At 66.2% G+C, this 16608-nt stretch carries 15 protein-coding genes; 12 read left to right on the top strand and 3 right to left on the bottom strand.

Translation table 11 applies throughout. The features are described from left to right. Nucleotides 1–330 precede the first annotated feature (330 nt). Both ACFQO4_RS12795 and ACFQO4_RS12790 read left to right on the top strand, forming a co-directional pair. On the top strand, nt 331–1398 hold the full coding sequence (locus tag ACFQO4_RS12795) for a presenilin family intramembrane aspartyl protease PSH (protein WP_500261285.1): 1068 nt from the start codon (nt 331–333) through the stop codon (nt 1396–1398). A gap of 94 nt (nt 1399–1492) precedes the next feature. After that, entirely contained in the window at nt 1493–1930 is a 438-nt protein-coding gene (locus tag ACFQO4_RS12790; RefSeq protein WP_500261284.1) for a DUF7575 domain-containing protein, read from the top strand. Between the two features lie 203 nt (nt 1931–2133). Here ACFQO4_RS12790 and cysS read toward each other — a convergent pair whose 3' ends face one another. Further along, nucleotides 2134–3639 (bottom strand): cysteine--tRNA ligase, encoded by a 1506-nt coding sequence (gene cysS, locus ACFQO4_RS12785; RefSeq protein ID WP_500261283.1) that lies wholly within the window; start codon nt 3637–3639, stop codon nt 2134–2136. Between the two features lie 158 nt (nt 3640–3797). Here cysS and ACFQO4_RS12780 point away from each other — a divergent pair, with 158 nt between their 5' ends. After that, a complete protein-coding gene (locus ACFQO4_RS12780) occupies nt 3798–4943 on the top strand; it encodes an inorganic phosphate transporter (RefSeq protein ID WP_500261282.1) in 1146 nt (381 codons plus the stop codon). A 39-nt stretch (nt 4944–4982) separates the two neighbouring features. On the opposite strand, the gene ACFQO4_RS12775 is transcribed toward ACFQO4_RS12780, so the two are convergent. Then, on the bottom strand, nt 4983–5474 hold the full coding sequence (locus tag ACFQO4_RS12775) for a DUF7523 family protein (RefSeq protein WP_500261281.1): 492 nt from the start codon (nt 5472–5474) through the stop codon (nt 4983–4985). A 146-nt stretch (nt 5475–5620) separates the two neighbouring features. Between ACFQO4_RS12775 and ACFQO4_RS12770 the strand changes: the two genes are divergently transcribed. The 7 genes from ACFQO4_RS12770 (at nt 5621) to ACFQO4_RS12740 (ending at nt 12519) form a co-directional block, all read left to right on the top strand. Beyond that, nucleotides 5621–5878 (top strand): BolA family protein, encoded by a 258-nt coding sequence (locus tag ACFQO4_RS12770; RefSeq protein ID WP_254160583.1) that lies wholly within the window; start codon nt 5621–5623, stop codon nt 5876–5878. A gap of 128 nt (nt 5879–6006) precedes the next feature. Further along, complete coding sequence (locus ACFQO4_RS12765; protein ID WP_500261280.1) at nt 6007–6468, top strand: PH domain-containing protein; 462 nt, start codon at nt 6007–6009, stop codon at nt 6466–6468. Nucleotides 6469–6470: 2 nt separating this feature from the next. Next, entirely contained in the window at nt 6471–8222 is a 1752-nt protein-coding gene (locus tag ACFQO4_RS12760) for a PH domain-containing protein (protein WP_500261837.1), read from the top strand. Between the two features lie 20 nt (nt 8223–8242). Further along, entirely contained in the window at nt 8243–9649 is a 1407-nt protein-coding gene (locus ACFQO4_RS12755) for a class II fumarate hydratase (RefSeq protein WP_500261279.1), read from the top strand. A gap of 234 nt (nt 9650–9883) precedes the next feature. After that, nucleotides 9884–10117 (top strand): transcriptional regulator, encoded by a 234-nt coding sequence (locus ACFQO4_RS12750; RefSeq protein ID WP_253436729.1) that lies wholly within the window; start codon nt 9884–9886, stop codon nt 10115–10117. 123 nt (nt 10118–10240) lie between these two features. After that, nucleotides 10241–10729, top strand: coding sequence for a PH domain-containing protein (locus tag ACFQO4_RS12745; protein WP_500261278.1), 489 nt, complete (start codon nt 10241–10243; stop codon nt 10727–10729). Next, nucleotides 10726–12519, top strand: a complete 1794-nt coding sequence (locus ACFQO4_RS12740; RefSeq protein ID WP_500261277.1) for a PH domain-containing protein — start codon at nt 10726–10728, stop codon at nt 12517–12519. Before ACFQO4_RS12745 ends, ACFQO4_RS12740 begins: the two co-directional genes overlap by 4 nt. A gap of 39 nt (nt 12520–12558) precedes the next feature. On the opposite strand, the gene kynU is transcribed toward ACFQO4_RS12740, so the two are convergent. Then, a complete protein-coding gene (gene kynU, locus ACFQO4_RS12735; RefSeq protein WP_500261276.1) occupies nt 12559–13863 on the bottom strand; it encodes a kynureninase in 1305 nt (434 codons plus the stop codon). A 55-nt stretch (nt 13864–13918) separates the two neighbouring features. On the opposite strand from kynU, the gene lipP1 reads away from it, so the two are divergent. Beyond that, nucleotides 13919–14863 carry a LipP1 family hormone-sensitive lipase gene (gene lipP1 / locus ACFQO4_RS12730; protein WP_500261275.1) on the top strand — a complete coding sequence of 315 codons (945 nt, stop codon included), beginning with the start codon at nt 13919–13921 and terminating at the stop codon, nt 14861–14863. Nucleotides 14864–15133: 270 nt separating this feature from the next. Beyond that, entirely contained in the window at nt 15134–16519 is a 1386-nt protein-coding gene (locus ACFQO4_RS12725; RefSeq protein WP_500261274.1) for a glycerate kinase type-2 family protein, read from the top strand. Nucleotides 16520–16608 lie beyond the last annotated feature (89 nt).

Raw genomic sequence — 16608 nt, 5'->3', positions numbered from 1 at the left:
GCCGGGAGCAACGGACCACGTCCCTGGGTCGAAAATAACCGTTCACGAAACCGGGCTCCGATTCAGTTCTAAGAATTGACGCGTGCGGTGGCTGATTCAGGGACGTCGTGCGCTGGTCGGCGCTCCCCTCTCGAAGTCGCTCTCGGCCACCCGCCGGCAGAGCCACTCGAGGATGGATCCGTCGCTGGCGTCGACCTCGCTCGAGTCGCCGGAACCGTTGGTAACGTTAGAATCGGTGCCGTCGGCCTGGATTCGAACTCTATCACCGGACGCAAGTGCGGTCGTCTCGAGAACGCAACACCAATACGACGGCCGCTCAAATCGCGACTCATGAACGAGCGGATTCGCCTGGGCAGCGCGGTCGGTTTCACCTGCCTCCTCTTTATCGGCGTCCAGTTCGGCGCGCTCGCGCTCGTCGAACCCTTCACTGCCGCCGAGATGCAGGCCGTCGAGGACCCCTCCGACCCGACGAACAGCCTGGTCTACGTCGGGGCGATTCTCGTGATGACGGCGTTCATGCTCGCGGCGTTCAAGTACGACCTCCAGTGGATCATCCGGGGCCTCATCGTCGGCGTCAGCGTCATGCTCTCGTGGTTCGTCTTCGCCGAAATCCTCCCGCCCGTCGCCACGGTCGCCTCGCTCGGTGTCTTCCCCCTCCTCGTCTCGCTGGGCGTCGGTGCCGCCCTCGTGATCTATCCAGAGTGGTACGTCATCGACATCGCCGGCGTCGTCATGGGTGCGGGTGCGGCCGGTCTCTTCGGGATTAGCTTCGGCCTCCTGCCCGCTCTCGTCTTGCTCGTCGTGCTCGCCGTCTACGACGCGATCAGCGTCTACCGGACGGAACACATGCTCGACCTCGCGGAGGGCGTGATGGACCTGCACATTCCCGTCGTCCTCGTCGTGCCGACCTCGCTGTCGTACTCCTTCCTCGAAGCCGGCGACGTGCCCGGTGAGATCGAGAACCGAGACGCGGAATCGACGGCGACGACCAACGGCGGTTCCCGGGAAGCCGATGCGGACGATTCCGAGGATCCCACCGTCGAGAACAAACGAGAGCCGGAGCGGACAGAGGCAGAGCCAGAACCGGATGCCGCGCCCGAAGGCGTCCGCGACGCCCTCTTCATCGGTCTCGGCGACGCCGTTATCCCGACAATCCTGATCGCCAGCGCCGCCTCCTTCCTCGAGGTTGGCTCGTTCGACGTCCCGCTGATCACGCTCAACGCGCCCGCTTTGGGTGGCGTGCTGGGCACGCTGGCGGGGCTGCTGGTCCTGATGGCCATGGTCCTCAGGGGCCGACCGCACGCCGGACTGCCGCTGCTCAATTCGGGAGCGATCGGCGGCTACCTCGTTGGCGCGCTGTGGGCCGGCGTGCCAATCGCGACGGCGCTCGGCTTGTGAGTCGGCGACTCCCGACCACGCCGTTTCGTGGCCGGGGACGGTCTCGATGACGTGGACGTGAAGGCTTATAGCTACCTAACCGGTTAGTTAACCTATGGATCGGTCGTTCTCGAAGAAGCGCCCGTGGCTCGCCGCGTTACTCGGGGTCCTCGTCACCGGCTTCGGTCACTGTTACCTCCGCCGCTGGCGGCGGGCGCTGGGCTGGATCGTCCTCCTGTTCGGCGTCAGTATCCTGTTCGTCGAGACGGCCACGCTCGAGGCCCTCGCGGCCGGCGAGGGCGCAGATCTGGCGGAACTGTCCCCGCTCCTGTTCGTCGCGGTTCTCAGCGTCGTCGATGCGTATCTGCTCGCGGTAGCGCACAATCAGGTCGTCCGGCGAGCACCCGCGCCCGACGGGAGCCTCACGCACTGCCCGTACTGTGGGAAGGAACTCGATACGGATCTCGAGTTCTGCCACTGGTGTACGAGCGATCTCTCCGACTTTTCGAACCTGGAAACACAACAGGAGATGCCTACTGCGTCGGACCGGTAGCCCTCGCGACGGCTACCGTAACACGGCATCGTCGTACTCGGTGGTCGCCCGCTCCGCTGTCGCCAGCCCGCCTCGCCTTCTCGTTTCTATCTCAGGAGTATACCCGTTGCGCTCGTTTCTGCCTTCGCGACAAACACGGGTTTCGAGCCCGTCACGGACCCTGACGACGGTCGAACCAGGGAGTGTGACGTGAACAGCCGCCGTCACGGAAGCCGAAACGTCGGCCCCTCGTCCGTATCCTGCACCTCGACGCCGATGGCCTCGAGTTCGTCGCGCAACTCGTCGGCGCGCTCGTAGTTACCTGTGTCTCGCTCCTGTTCGCGGATCTCGAGGACCAGGTCGACGACCTCGCCCGCGAGTTCGACGTCGCCGCTCGCGTCGGCACCGCCGAAGGTCAACCCGAGAACCTCGCCGAGTTTCTCGAGGGTCTCTACGGCTCGTTTCAGGCCCTGGTAGTCGTACGCTTTCGACCCAGGTCCACTCTCCTCTTCGGCGCCCTCGAGGTGGCGATTCGTCGCGCTCGCGACCTCGAACAGTGCCGACTGCGCTTCCCGCGTGTTGAAGTCGTCGTTCATCGCTTCGGCGAACGCCTCCCGTGCGGCGTCCAAGGACTCGCGAAATTCCTCGTCGGCGCGTTTCGACTTCGCGGCGGGGGAATCGAGGGCGTCGACGGCGGCGTCGTAGGCGCGCTCAAGGCGTTCCCAGCGCTCCTCGGCCTCCGTTATCGTCTCGTCGCTGTAGAGTTGCTGGCTGTTGTACGCACCCGCGGTGAGGAACGTGCGAAGGACGTTGGCCCCCCACCTCTCGACGGCCTCGTCGACGGTGACGAAGTTACCCAGACTCGAGGACATCTTCGTCTCGCCCATCTGGAACAGCTCACAGTGGAGCCAGTAGCGGGCGAACTGGTGGCCCGTCGCGGCCTCGCTCTGGGCGATCTCGTTCTCGTGGTGGGGGAAGACGAGGTCCCGGCCGCCGACGTGAACGTCGAGGGTCTCCCCGAGGTGGGTCATGCTCATCGCCGAACACTCGATGTGCCAGCCCGGTCGCCCCTCGCCCCACGGCGAGTCCCAGGTCTGGCCGGTTGGGGTCTTCTCCCAGGTCGCACCCTTGCTGTGTTCGTGGACGGCCTCCTCCGAGACCGGACCTGCCTTCCAGAGCGCGAAGTCGGCAGGATGGCGCTTCTCGGCCTGTTCGTCGGGTTCGCCCTGCGCTTCGATCGACTCGATGTCCTGGTTCGAGAGCGCGCCGTAGTTCTCGAACGTCGTCACGTCGAAGTAGACCGAGCCGTTGGACTCGTAGGCGTAATCTGACTCGACGAGCGTCTCCACGAGGTCGATTATCTCGGGGACGTGTTCCGATACCCTGGGGTAGACCTCCGCCCGCAGGAGGTTCAGCGAGCGCATGTCCTCGATCGTCCGCTGGACGTAGGTTTCGGCGACTGCGGCTTCGTCGTCGCCGAGGTCGTCCTGGCCGATGCGGGCGACGATTTTCTCGTTGACGTCGGTGAAGTTCTCGACGTGACGGACGCCGTAGCCGATGTGCTCGAGCCAGCGGTGCATCACGTCGACGTGCACCCAGGAGCGGGCGTGCCCGAGGTGGGGCGGGTCCGAAACCGTCAGGCCACAGTAGTAAAGGAGGACGTTATCGGGATCCTGTGGCTCGAACGGCTCTTTTTCGCCCGTCAACGTATTCGTCACGTGCAGGGTCATTACTCGAGTGTCCTCGCGGGCGAACCTTAAAGCGTCGGATACGGTGTCGAACGTCGACACGGCCCCCATTCGACCACCCGACGGCTTGCGTTCCGCGCTCTACACCTCCAAGCTATTTTGGGCGAAGCGTTATCTGCGGATTTCGAAACGTTGAGACAATGCCCGAGCTACTGCTACTCTTCTCGCTTCTCATCGCGGTTTTCGTCGGATTCAACATCGGAGGCTCGACGACGGCGCCGGCGTTCGGACCTGCCGTCGGAGCGTCGCTCGTACCGAAAGTCGTCGCCGGGGGGTTGATGGCCGTCTTCTTCGGTCTCGGTGCGGCGACGATCGGCCGTCGCGTCGTCGACACGCTCGGACAGCAGGTACTGCACGATTCGTCGCTCTTCACGCTCGAGTCGAGCATCGTTATTCTCGGCCTCATCGGCCTCGTGCTGTTCGCCGGCAATCGGACCGGCGTTCCGGCCTCGACCTCGATGACCACCGTCGGGGCGATCGCCGGCCTGGGTGTGGCCAGCGGCGAACTGCAGTGGGCCACGATGCGAGAGATCGTCTTCTGGTGGATCGTCGCGCCCATTGCCGGGTTCGCTGTCTCGGTTGCCGTCGGGTACTTCTACTACCAGCGGATCGACGACTGGATCTCGGAATCGAGTTCGAACGAACCGCTGTTTGCCGTGGACCACTCGGGAACGATCCCTTCTATGACCGTCACCTCGAGTCAGCGCGACGAATTGCTCGCCGGGGGTGTGGTCGTCGTCGTCGGCTGTCTCATGGCGTTCAGTTCCGGTACCTCCAACATCGCGAACATCGTCGCGCCGCTGATCGGCGGTGGCGTAATCGACATGCCAGTCGGCATCGTTCTGGGATCGGCCGCCGCCGCCCTGGGTGCGCTGACGATCGCTCGACGAACACTCGAGACGCTGGGCAACGATATTGTCGAACTTCCCCTCCCTGCCGCGCTCGTTGCGTCGACAGTCAGTGCGGCCATCATCACCACACTCTCGCTACTGGGTATCCCCGCGAGTTTCGTGATCGTTGCGACAGTTTCCATCGCAGGACTCGGGTGGAGTCGGACTCTCCGCGGCGACGACGATTCCGGCGACCGAATACGCTCGCCCGTCGGCGATGGAGGCCTCGATCCTGTCGAGGCCAGGGGAGCCATCGCGTCGAAGGACAACTCGTCCGAACCCGAGCTCGAGTTCGATCCGTTCGAGAGCGCCCGCGTGCTCACGCTCCAGCACGTGATCCCGGTCGTTGCGACCGTCGCCGCCTACGCCGTCTTCTCCGTTGTACCGGTGTACTGACGCGGGAACCGCTTCACTCGAAGTCCGATACTCTCCTACTCACTCGAGTGTCGTCTCCAGGGCGCCCTCGACCGCCCGAACGGCGTTCGCTCCGTCGAGACGCTCGACCGTGACGACCAGCGTTCCGGGTTCGAACCCGACGGCGACCACCTCGATACCCGAGATCGTAAGCGATGCGAGTGCCGTCGAAACCGCCCGTGCATCCACCGCACCCGTCGCGACGATGGCCGTATACGTACTCGAGTCGCCCCCGGTTCCGAGGACGGCCGAGCCGACCGCCAGGAGCGCCTCGTTGGAGTCGTCGACCGGTCCGACGCCGCTTTGCATGCGGACACGGACGCCCCGCTCGTCCGACTCGAGCGGCTCGAGTTCGTCGGCGTAGCGTCTGAGCGCTGTCGCGATCGCATCGGCTTCGCCGTCCACTGCGAGAAAGCGAGCGGCGGCAGTGTAGTTCACCACGCCAGCACGGAGCGCGGTGTGGAGAAACGGGTGGGCGTCGACCGCCCGTCGCGTGTCGGCTGCGAGTGACATGGTCGGCGGTGTGGAGGCGACCAGTATAAACGCGCCGGCCGACGGCGGTGACGGTAGCGAGGGCAGTGGTGAAGACGGTGGCTACGGAGATTGACGCAGACGACGAGACCGGGGCGCTTTTGGGCACATCGGACGATGAACCGGACATGGAACCCGAAGCCGTCGAATCCCTCATCGAATCCGAACTCGAGGACGCCGACGTGACCGTTGGCCGCGCCCGCGGCGACCACGACGACGACCACCTGGCGGCGACGGTCGTCTCGCCGGCGTTCGAGGGCCTGCCCCTCGTCCAGCAACACCAGCGCGTCTACGACGCTCTCGAGGGCCACATGACGACGGACATCCACGCTCTCGAACTGTCGACGTACACGCCCGCGGAGTACGCCGAGCGCGTCGACGACTGAGCGCTCAACGGTGCCAGCTACACGCTCGATAGCCACAACTCGAGACCCGACGCTCGACCGCAACGCATCGACGACCGAACGTACCACCAATCCGCACGTTTATCCGATCCAGGTGTGAGGGTTCGGCTATGGAATCGTTGCATCCGCGCATTCGCCTAGTGTGGATCGCTCGGTGGGTGCTGCTGGCCACCCTCCTCGGCGTCGTCGTCAGTGCCGTCGACCAGTGGCTGTACTCGATACCGGTCGCCGTGACGGTCGCCGTCGTCGCGCTCGCACTCGTTCTCGGCGTCGTCTACGCCGTCATTCTCTACGGGCGCTGGCACTTCGACCTCCAGGAGGACGCGCTCTACCTCGAGCGGGGCGTCGTGACGTTCGTCGAGACGGCCGTCCCGTTCGTCCGCGTCCAGCACGTCGACACGCAGTTCGGCCCCGTCGAGCGCGCGCTGGGCCTCTCGAGCGTCGTGGTCTACACGGCCGGCTCGCGAAACGCCGACGTTAGGGTCCCGGGACTCACCCCCGAACGCGCCCGCCGGCTCCAGGACACGCTCCGCGAACTGGCCGTCGAGAGCGAGGCCGACGACGCCGTATGACTATGCCGGAATCGAGTACCCATCGCCTCCACCCGCTCAGTGCGGTCACGACCACGCTCCGGTCGGCCGTAGTCGGATTCTCGATGCCGTTCTTCCTCGTGAGCGCGCTGAGTGCCGTCTTCGACGCCGTCTCCGTCGCCTGGGCCCTGTATCTCGCACCCGTCGGGCTGCTCGTCGGCGCCGCTTACGGTCTCGCGTACTACTACCGGTTCGAGTACGCGCTTACGGAGGACACGGTCGACGTCGCCTCCGGCGTCTTCTCTCGTCGCGCTCGAGAGATCCCCTACCGGCGCATCCAGAACGTCGACGTTCGCCAGGGCGTGTTCCACCGCGTGGTGGGCCTCGCGGTCGTCTCGATCGAAACCGCGGGTGGCGGCGAGACGGAAGCGGCACTCGACTTCGTCGGTGAGGACGAAGCGAAACGGCTCCAACGCGAAATTCGACGACGAACCGCCAGACGAGTCGGTGAGACCGAGGCCGCCACCGGTACGTCCGCTCCAGCGCCACGCTCTACGAGCACGCCGGACGAAACCGACCAGCGCGAGCACGACCGCGACCGCGTCCGCGATCGTGGGAGCGGGCACGAGCACCGCTCGAGCGGCCAGACCTCGGCCTCCACAGACTCGGGCCTCGAGGCCTCGGCCACGGAGACGAAGGAGACAGAGACGAAGACCGGGACAGAGGCGCCGTTTGGGGACGACCGACCGGCGCTACTGTTCGCACTCGACCCCCGAGAGTTGTTGCTCTACGCGTTCACGACCGTTCGCCCGGCGGCGGCCGCCGGCGTCCTCGCGCTCGCGTTCTTCTTCACCGACCAGGTGGGGGCGCTGTTGCTCGCGACGGCCCAGCCGTTCGGCGGCCCGGCCTCGTTCACGGACGCGACGCCCACGGGGTACGCTGCCCTGGGGCTGGCCTCGGTGATCAACGGCGTCGTCGTCACCTACGCCGTCAGCGTCGCCTACACCTTCACCACCTACTACGACTTCCGGCTCGGACGCGCCGGCGACGACTTCGTCTACGAACGCGGCCTGCTCCAGCGCTACAGCGGTTCAGTTCCGGCCGAGAAGGTCCAGTCGGTGACGATCACCGACAATCCACTCCAGCGCGCCCTCGGATACGCCGGTCTCTGGGTCGAAACCGCCGGCTACGGCCCGGACTCGAGCAGTGGGAGTACGTCCGCCGTTCCGCTGGCGAGGGTCGAGCGCGTCCAGACGTTCGCGGAGAACCTCACGGGCACCGAACCCCCGCACTTCGAGGCGCCGCCAGCAGTCGCCCGTCGGCGCTACCTCGTGCGCTACGCGCTCGTCGCGGCGGTTCTCGTCGCGCTCGCGTACGGGGTCTCGATCCTGACCGGATTCGGGACGGGGTACTGGTACCTTTCGGCGGCCATCTTCCTCGCGGTACCCCCGGCGGCCCACCTGCGCTACGTCAACCTCGGCTACTTCGTCGGCGACGACCACCTCGTGATCCGCCGGGGCTTCTGGCGGCGGCGGACGACCGTGATCCCGTACTACCGCATCCAGACCGTCTCGAATCGCCGGTCGATCTTCCAGCGGCGGCTCGGACTGACCTCGGTCGTCGTCGACACGGCCAGCTCCCAGACGTTCGTCTGGAAGACGCCGACGATCTACGACGTCGACCTCGAAGACGGGCGGTCGGTCGCCTCGACGGGTCGAAAACGGTTGCAGACCGCCCTGCGCGAGCGCCGCGACGCGACGAACGAGGGGCCGCGGTTTTCGGTGGATTTTACCTGACGCCCACGAACCGCTAGGGTATGGGAGACGAGTTTCGCACGGAGGAGGACAGTCTCGGCGAGATGCAGGTCCCGGCCGACGCCTACTGGGGCGCACAGACCCAGCGCGCGGTCGAGAACTTCCCCATCTCGGGGATCACGTTCGGCCGCCGGTTCGTTCGCGCCCTCGGCGTCGTCAAGAAGGCCGCGGTCCAGGCCAACCGCGACCTCGAGTTGATCGACGAGGACGTCGCCGACGCCATCGTCGAGGCGGCCGACGAGGTCATCGCGGGCGAACTGGACGACCAGTTCCCCGTCGACGTGTTCCAGACCGGTTCTGGCACCTCCTCGAACATGAACGCCAACGAGGTCATCGCCAACCGCGCCGCCGAGATCATGGGTTCGGAGATCGGCGACCGCGTCGTCCACCCGAACGACCACGTTAACTTCGGCCAGTCGAGCAACGACGTGATCCCGACGGCGATGCACGTCGCCGCCCTCGAGGCCGTTGAGAAGGACGTCATTCCCGCCCTCGACACGCTCCGCAATGCGCTCGAGGCCAAAGAGGACGAGTTCGACGACGTCGTCAAGACCGGACGGACGCACCTCCAGGACGCCACGCCTGTCACCCTCGGCCAGGAGTTCGGCGGCTACCGGACGCAGGTCGCGAAGGGACTCGCCCGCGTCGACAAGACCCGCGAACACCTCGCGGAACTCGCCCTCGGCGGAACCGCGGTCGGGACGGGGTTGAACACCCACCCCGAATTCCCCGGACGCGCCGCCGAGTACATCACGAAGGAAACCGGCGTCCAGTTCCGCGAGGCCGACGACCACTTCGAGGCCCAGGCCGCCCACGACGCCATGTCGGAGGCACACGGCGCGCTTCGCGTCGTCGCGGGCTCGCTCAACAAGATCGCGAACGACCTGCGACTGCTCGCCTCCGGGCCGCGAAACGGCCTCGGCGAGATCGAACAGCCCGAGAACCAGCCCGGGTCGTCCATCATGCCCGGCAAGATCAACCCGGTCGTCGCCGAGGCCGTGAATCAGGTCCACAAACAGGTCGTCGGCAACGACGCCGCCGTCGCCGCTGGCGCCGCCGAGGGCCAGATCGACCTCAACCTCTACAAGCCCGTCCTGGCGCACAACTTCCTCGAGTCCGCCGAACTCCTCTCGAACGCGAGCACGGTGTTCGCCGACCGTTTCGTCCGCAAACTCGAGGCCAACCGCGAGCACTGCGAGGACCAGGTCGAGCAGTCGATGGCGCTGGCAACCTCGCTCAACGTCCACATTGGCTACGACAAGGCCAGTGAGGTCGCGAAGACGGCGCTCAAGGAGAACAAGACCGTCCGCGAGGTCGCCCTCCAGAAGGGATACCTCACGGAGGACGAGGCCGACGAGGTGCTCGACCCGCGGAAGATGACCGAGCGTGGCATCCTCGGCGACGAGTAACTACCAGGAACTCGACATAGATCGAGTAGTGTTTTTCCACCGCAATTTTCCCTCGCTCTCTCGAGTCGACCTGTAATCGGAACTGACTGGCTCACATCACGTTCATCGGATCGTGACACTCATTTTTCCTCGAATCCGACGCCAAAATCGACCGAGAGTAGCCCAATCGGCGGTGGATACGGTGAAATAAACGAACCCACGTAATTTTTGGCCTGGGTTCGCGTCACTTCTAGTATGCACACCTGTCGCAACTGCAACCAGTCGTTCCAGACGTCGCTCGCCCTCGAGATCCACCGGGACTCGTGTGAGAAAGGGCAACTATACTGTCAGGTCTGTGGGGAGCGATTCCGGGAACGCGACGCGACTCGAGACGGGTGGCACTACGCGTGCCCGACGGAGGACTGTGACGGCGAGGGACTCCACGAGGACCTCTACGAAATCGACGCGATTCGCAAGGCAACCCACTGATCGACTGGATCGACTACTCCACTGACCTTCTGACTGGCTGCCCCTCCAATCGTTGCGGCCACAACTCTCAATTTCTGCCCGCTGTCAGACGCTTTATCGGGCTGACCGTCGAATCCCGACTCGATGGAACGACTCGAGCCGAGGATTCGCTGGGTCTGGATCGTCGCCGCCGTCGTTCGAACCGTGATTCTGGGTACCGTCCTGGGGGGCCTTCTGGCGGCGTTACAGACTCGCGAAGTGCTGGCGATCGGAATGGATCGGATTCTCCTCGGAACCGTCGTCCTCGTCGTCCTCGTCTCCCTCGTCCGAACCGCCTTCGCCTGGCGCCGATACGCCGTGTTCGGCTTCGCCCTCCGCGACCAGTCGCTGTACATCGAGCGCGGCGTCTTCACCCGGATCAAGACCGTAGTCCCCTACGTCCGCGTTCAACACGTCGACTCGAGGCGGTCGCCGCTCGAGCGAGCCCTCGGACTCGGGACGCTCGTGGTCTACACGGCGGGGTCCAGGAACGCCGACGTGGCGATCCCTGGCCTCACGCCCGACCGGGCCGAGGCGTTACAGGAACGGCTCCGCGAACTCACGATCGAAACGAACGGTGAAGACGCCGTATGAAGCGCCTCCACCCGTCGTCGGTGGTCGTTCGCTCGCTCTCGCGGAGTCTCAACCTCGGCTTTCTCTTCTTCGTCGTCGGCCTCGTCACGTCTCCCGGGGCGGCCGGACCGAACCTCTTCGTCGTCGGCGTGTTCGTCCTGGGCGGGATCCTCGTCGGTGTTCTTTACGAACTGGCCTACTACGAGCGGTTTCGGTACGCCGTCACCGACGACACTTTCGACGTCGTCTCGGGGGTCGTCTCGCGACGCGACCGCGAGGTCCCTCTCCACCGGGTCCAGAACGTCGACGTTCGTCAGACGGCGCTCCACCGCCTGTTCGGCATCGCGGCGGTCCACGTCGAGACGGCCGGCGGGAGCCAGACCGAGATCACGCTCCGGTACGTCGACGAAGCGGAGGCTCGAGCGCTCACCCGCCGTCTCCGAACGGGTGGCGAGGTCGAGGTCGAGGTCGAGGGGGAGCGCGGTGACCTCGATCGCGGAGGGTCAACGATCGCCGACACTGACGCTGGCCGCGCGACTCGAGAGCCAGCCAACGGACTCGCGGGAGAACGGCACCAGGACGCCGAACGAACGCTCTTTCGAATCAAGCCGAAGGAACTCGCCATCCTCAGCGTCTTCACGATCGATCCCGGCGCGAGCCTCCTCGGGGGACTCATCCTCTCGTTCGCAAGCGGGTTCGACCCGACGACACTCGTCCCAATCGACCTCCTCGAGAGCGACCTCCCCGGAACGGGGCTCGTGGCCGTCCTCTGGGCCGGATTCCTCTTTCTCCTCGCCGCCTGGGTGCTGAGCGCGCTCCTCACGCTGACGCGCTACTACGGCTTCCGGTTGACACGAGTCGGCGACGAACTCTACTACGAACGCGGCCTGCTCCAGCGTTACAGCGGGACCATCCCGCTCGAAAAGGTCCAGACGCTCACGATTACCGAGTCCGTCCCCTACCGGTGGTTCGGCTACGCCTCACTGGCGGTCGAGACTGCCGGCTACGGTCCCGAACAGTCCGGGTCCCGCGGGACCGAGTCGGCGATTCCGTTGGCCGAGTTCGGGCGCGTCGTCGCGCTGGCCAGGTCGATCGAGCCGTTCGAGACGAGCGAGGCGAGCGAGACGGGTGGGGCGACCGGGACGAGAGAGCGGGCCGAGACGGCTGATTCCACGGGGCCTGCCCTCGACGACGTCGGCGGCGTCGGCACTCCTGCCGACACCATCGACGCTCCCACTGACACCAATGACGCCATCGACGCTCCCACTGACACCAATGACGCCATCGACGCACCTACTGACGACTCACACGACGACCTCCCATCGCTCGAGCGACCGCCACTCAGGGCCCGCGAACGCTACGCCGTCCGGTACATCGCCGTCATCACCGTGGTGCTCGCCGCCGGCTACGTCCTGGCCTCCCGAACCGAAATCGTACGCGACTGGTACGCGTTCGCGCCGCTGCTCTTTCTCGTCCCGCCCGCGGCCCACCTCAAGTGGCGCAATCGCGGTTATCGGGTGGACGAGGCGTACTTTTACGCACGAACCGGCTTCTGGCGGCGCTCGACGAAAATCGTCCCCGCCTACCGGGTGCAGTCCGTGCTCTACGCCCAGACGGTGTTCCAGCGCCGGCGTCGTCTCGCGAGCGTGACGGCGGACACGGCCAGTTCGGCGACCCTCCTCGGACGATCCGCGACGGCCCACGACATCGACGCCGAGCGGGCGTTCGAAATCCAGTGGACGCTCGAGCAACGGTTACAGGAGCAACGACGAGTTCGGTCTCGCGAGAGCGGTGGATCGGCCAGTGACTGAGGCGAGGTGGACCTGGACCATCCGAGAACCGCCGGATTCTCAGGTTACGGCATCGGGGTCGACCGCCTCGAGCGAATCCTCGTCGAACAGCGTCTCCACGACGTCCACGAAGGCCCACACATCGTGAAAGCCCATATACAGTGGCGCGGGACAGACCCGGACGACGTTCGGCGGGCGGACGTCGACGACGTAGCCGCGCTCCCGGAGGGCTGCACCGAGGGCGTAGGCCTGCTCGTGCTCGAGGGCGACGTGGCCGCCGCGGCGGTCGGCCTCGCGAGGGGTCCCGACGTCGACGCCGTACTCGGCCAGTCGCTCGTCGGTGAGCGCGATGAGGTACTCGGTGAGCGCGACCGACTTTCGCCTGATGGCTTCGAGTCCGGTCTCCTCGAGGACCGACAGCGCGCCGTCGAGCGGCGCGGCGGCGAAGATCGGAATCGTGCCGATCTGCCAGGCGCCGGCCGAGCGGGCGGGCGTGTACTCGAGGTTCAGGTCGAACTGGGTCTCCTTCTCGTGACCCCACCAGCCGGCGAGTCCGGGGCGCTTCTCGAAATGACGCTCGGCGACGTAGAGACCGGCGACGGCGCCGGGGCCAGCGTTGCAGTACTTGTAGTGACACCAGACGGCGAAGTCCGCGCCGATTCCCGAGAGGTCGTGGTCCATCGCGCCGACCGAGTGGGCCAGGTCGAATCCCGCGAACGCGTCGTGCTCGTGGGCGACCTCGGTGAGCGCCTCGAGGTCGAACAGCTGGCCGCTCCGGTAGAGTACCGAGGGGAAGAAGACGATGGCCGTCTCGTCGTCGACGGCCGCACGGATCGCGCCTTCGTCGATGGTTCGGCCGTCCTCGCTCTCAACGCGAACGAGGTGCTCAGCGGGGTCCAGCCCGCGCGCTCGAAGCTGGGAGGCGATGGCATAGTGGTCGGTCGGAAAGTCGAGTTCGTTGACCACGACGGTGTCGCCGTCGGCCGCCTCGAGGAACGTTCCGATCAGCGTGTGGATGTTGACCGTCGTCGAGTTACCGACGACGACTTCGTCGGACGTCGCGCCGACCATCGGCGCCAGTCGCTCCCCGAGGCGCTCGCCGTACCAGAACCACGGCGGGTCGCCCTCGGTCCAGCCACGCACTCCGAGGGTACGCCACTCCTCGACGACGTGTTCGAGAGCGGCGACGGCCTCGTCGCTCGCTGGACCGAGCGAGTTGCCGTCGAGGTAGCAGGTATCGGGTACGTCGAAACGGTCGCGGAAGCCAGCGAGCGGATCGCTCGCGTCGAGTTCGCGGGCCGTCGACTCGCTGGCGTCGAACTCGCGGTCGCTATCCGGTCCGGCTCCGCCCTCAGGGTCGCTCATGTCCTCCCCTTCGCGGCCACCCCCATTCATCTTTGTGCCGCGGCAAGGGGCCGCTATGGACACACGACGGACGGATCTCGACCCGCAGGTCGCGACGCTGCTCGAGGAGCCGACCTACCAATCGCTTCCGCCGTGGCACGCCCTCTCGGTCGAGGCGGCCCGGCAACTCGAGGACGACGTCTTCGGCGGTGAGCCGACGATTTCGCTCCCCGAGGTGACAGACACCGCGATTCCCGGAGCGGACGAGGGAAGCGAGATTCCGATTCGCGTCTATCACCCGCTCGAGACTCGCGACCTCCCGGTACTCCTCTTCTACCACGGCGGTGGCTGGACGCTCGGCACGCTCGACTCCGCCGACGACCTCTGCCGGTCCTTCGCCGCAGGGACCGAGTCGCTGGTCGTCTCGGTCGACTACCGCCTCGCCCCCGAACATCCGTTTCCGGCCCCGCTCGAGGACGCCATCGCCGCCCTCGAGTGGGTCCACGAGCACGCGGCGGCCGTCGGCGGCGACCCGGATCGGATCGGGGTCTGTGGCTCGAGCGCGGGAGCCAATCTCGCGGCCGCGGTCGCCCGGTGGAACGCCCGCAGGGGAGACGACGTGCTGGCCCAGCAGGTGCTCTGCTATCCGATCACCGACCACGCGTTCGACACGCCGTCGTACGCGGAGAACGCTGACGGTCCACTGCTCACCCGCACGGATATGCGCTGGTTCTGGGATCAGTACCTCCAACACCCGGTCGACGGCGCGAACCCCTACGCGTCGATCCTGCGGGCGTCCTCATTCGATGGGCTTCCGCCCACTACTGTCGTCACCTGCGGTCACGACCCGCTTCGGGACGAGGGGGTCGCTTACGCCGAGGCGCTCGAGGATGCGGGCGTGGCGACGACTCATCACCATTACCCGTCGTTACCCCACGGCGCGTTGAGCCTGGCCGATGAGGTCGAGCGATCGGCCGAGGCGATGGAGAAGCTCACCGACCGGATCCGGTCGGCGTTATGAGCTGGTTCCGACGGCGACACGTACGCTGACCCGCTGATCAGCCGAGTTCAGCCCTATTAGCTATAGATAGTATAGCATCAACTCAGGGGAGAATTCGAGGGAGTACGCGCGTTCGCAAGTAGAACGGTGTACGACGGTGGTTCGACGTTCAACACTTTAGGCGAGTGTGTCGAACACGTCCCGTATGCACGGACACACGACGACCGATTCGCGACGGCAACTCGAGAGACAGGTTTCGTTGCGACAACGACTCGAGAGACAGGTTTCGGGATGAACCCGCACGTTTCCATCGAGGACTACGACGCGCTCGCCTCGAGCGAACCGCGAGCGGTCGCCCTGGACTGTCTGGTCGCGGGTATCGACGCGGCCCACCCGCGACGGGTCGTATTCGACGCACTCGCACTCGACGACGAGCACCTCACCGTCAGTCCTGTCACCGGTCCCTCGAGGACCTACGACCTCGAGGCGTTCGACGACGTCGTCGTTCTCGGCGGCGGAAACGCGGCGGGACACGTGGCCGCGGCCCTCGAGGCTTTGCTAGGGGATCGAATCGACGGCGGCGTCGTGGTCACCGACGACCCCGTCGAAACCGACCGGATCGGCGTGCTACCCGGCGATCACCCCGTCCCCTCCGAACGCGGTCTCGAGGGGGCGAACGCGGTCCTCGAACGGGCCGTCGACGCCGGTCCGGACGACCTCGTCCTTGGCTGTCTCACCGGTGGCGGGAGCGCTCTCCTTCCGGCCCCGGCGAACGGTCTCTCGCTCGAGGATCTCCGGAAGACCACCGAGGCACTGCTCGCGAGCGGTGCGTCCATCGACGAGATCAACGCCGTCCGGAAACACCTCTCGAGGCTCAAGGGCGGGAACCTCGCCCGCGCCGCAGCTCCCGCGACCGTCGTTGGGTTGCTCGTCAGCGACGTCGCCGGAGACGACCCGAGCGTGATCGCCAGCGGGCCGCTCTCGCCCGACTCGACGACCTTCGCGGACGCACTCGACGGGCTCGAGCGTTACGGAATCGACGCTCCGGAGTCGATCCTCGAGCACCTCCGACGCGGGACAGACGGCAACGAACGAGAGACGCCGACCGACGACGATCCGGCGTTCGACGACGTCGACTGCCACGTCGTCGCCAATGCGAACACGGCACTCGAGGCAGGGCGCGAGGTCGCCGTCGACCGCGGCTACGCGCCGCTCGTACTCTCCTCGTCCGTACGGGGCGAAGCACGCGAGGCCGCGAAAACGCAGGTCGCCATTGCCGAGGAAATCGCCCGCACGGGGACGCCGGTCGAGCCACCGGCCGTCGTCCTCTCGGGCGGGGAAACCACTGTCACGCTCGCAGACAACCACGGACGAGGCGGCCCGAACCAGGAGTTCGTCCTCGGTGGGGCGCTCGAACTCGCGGTCCCGGCGGTCGTCGCCAGCGTCGACACCGACGGCATCGATGGTGCGACGGACGCGGCGGGAGCCATCGCCGACCAGCGAACCGTCTCCCGCGACGGACCACTCGATCCGCTGAAAGCGCGACGAGCGCTCGACCGAAACGACGCCTATCCGGCGCTCGAGGCGACGAACGCGCTGATTCGGACGGGAGCGACCGGAACGAACGTCAACGATCTTCGGGCCCTCGTCGTGGAACGGGGGGTCACCGAACGGTAAAATTCGGCCCGAGTTCGATATAGCAGGATACGATTTATCTGTCTGTCGTGGGTCGGGCAGTATAGACAATAATCCAACAGCTATGGTTC

The organism is Saliphagus sp. GCM10025334, from assembly GCF_042663485.1.
GTDB lineage: Archaea > Halobacteriota > Halobacteria > Halobacteriales > Natrialbaceae > Natronosalvus.
This window is presented reverse-complemented; position numbering and strand designations above follow the sequence as displayed.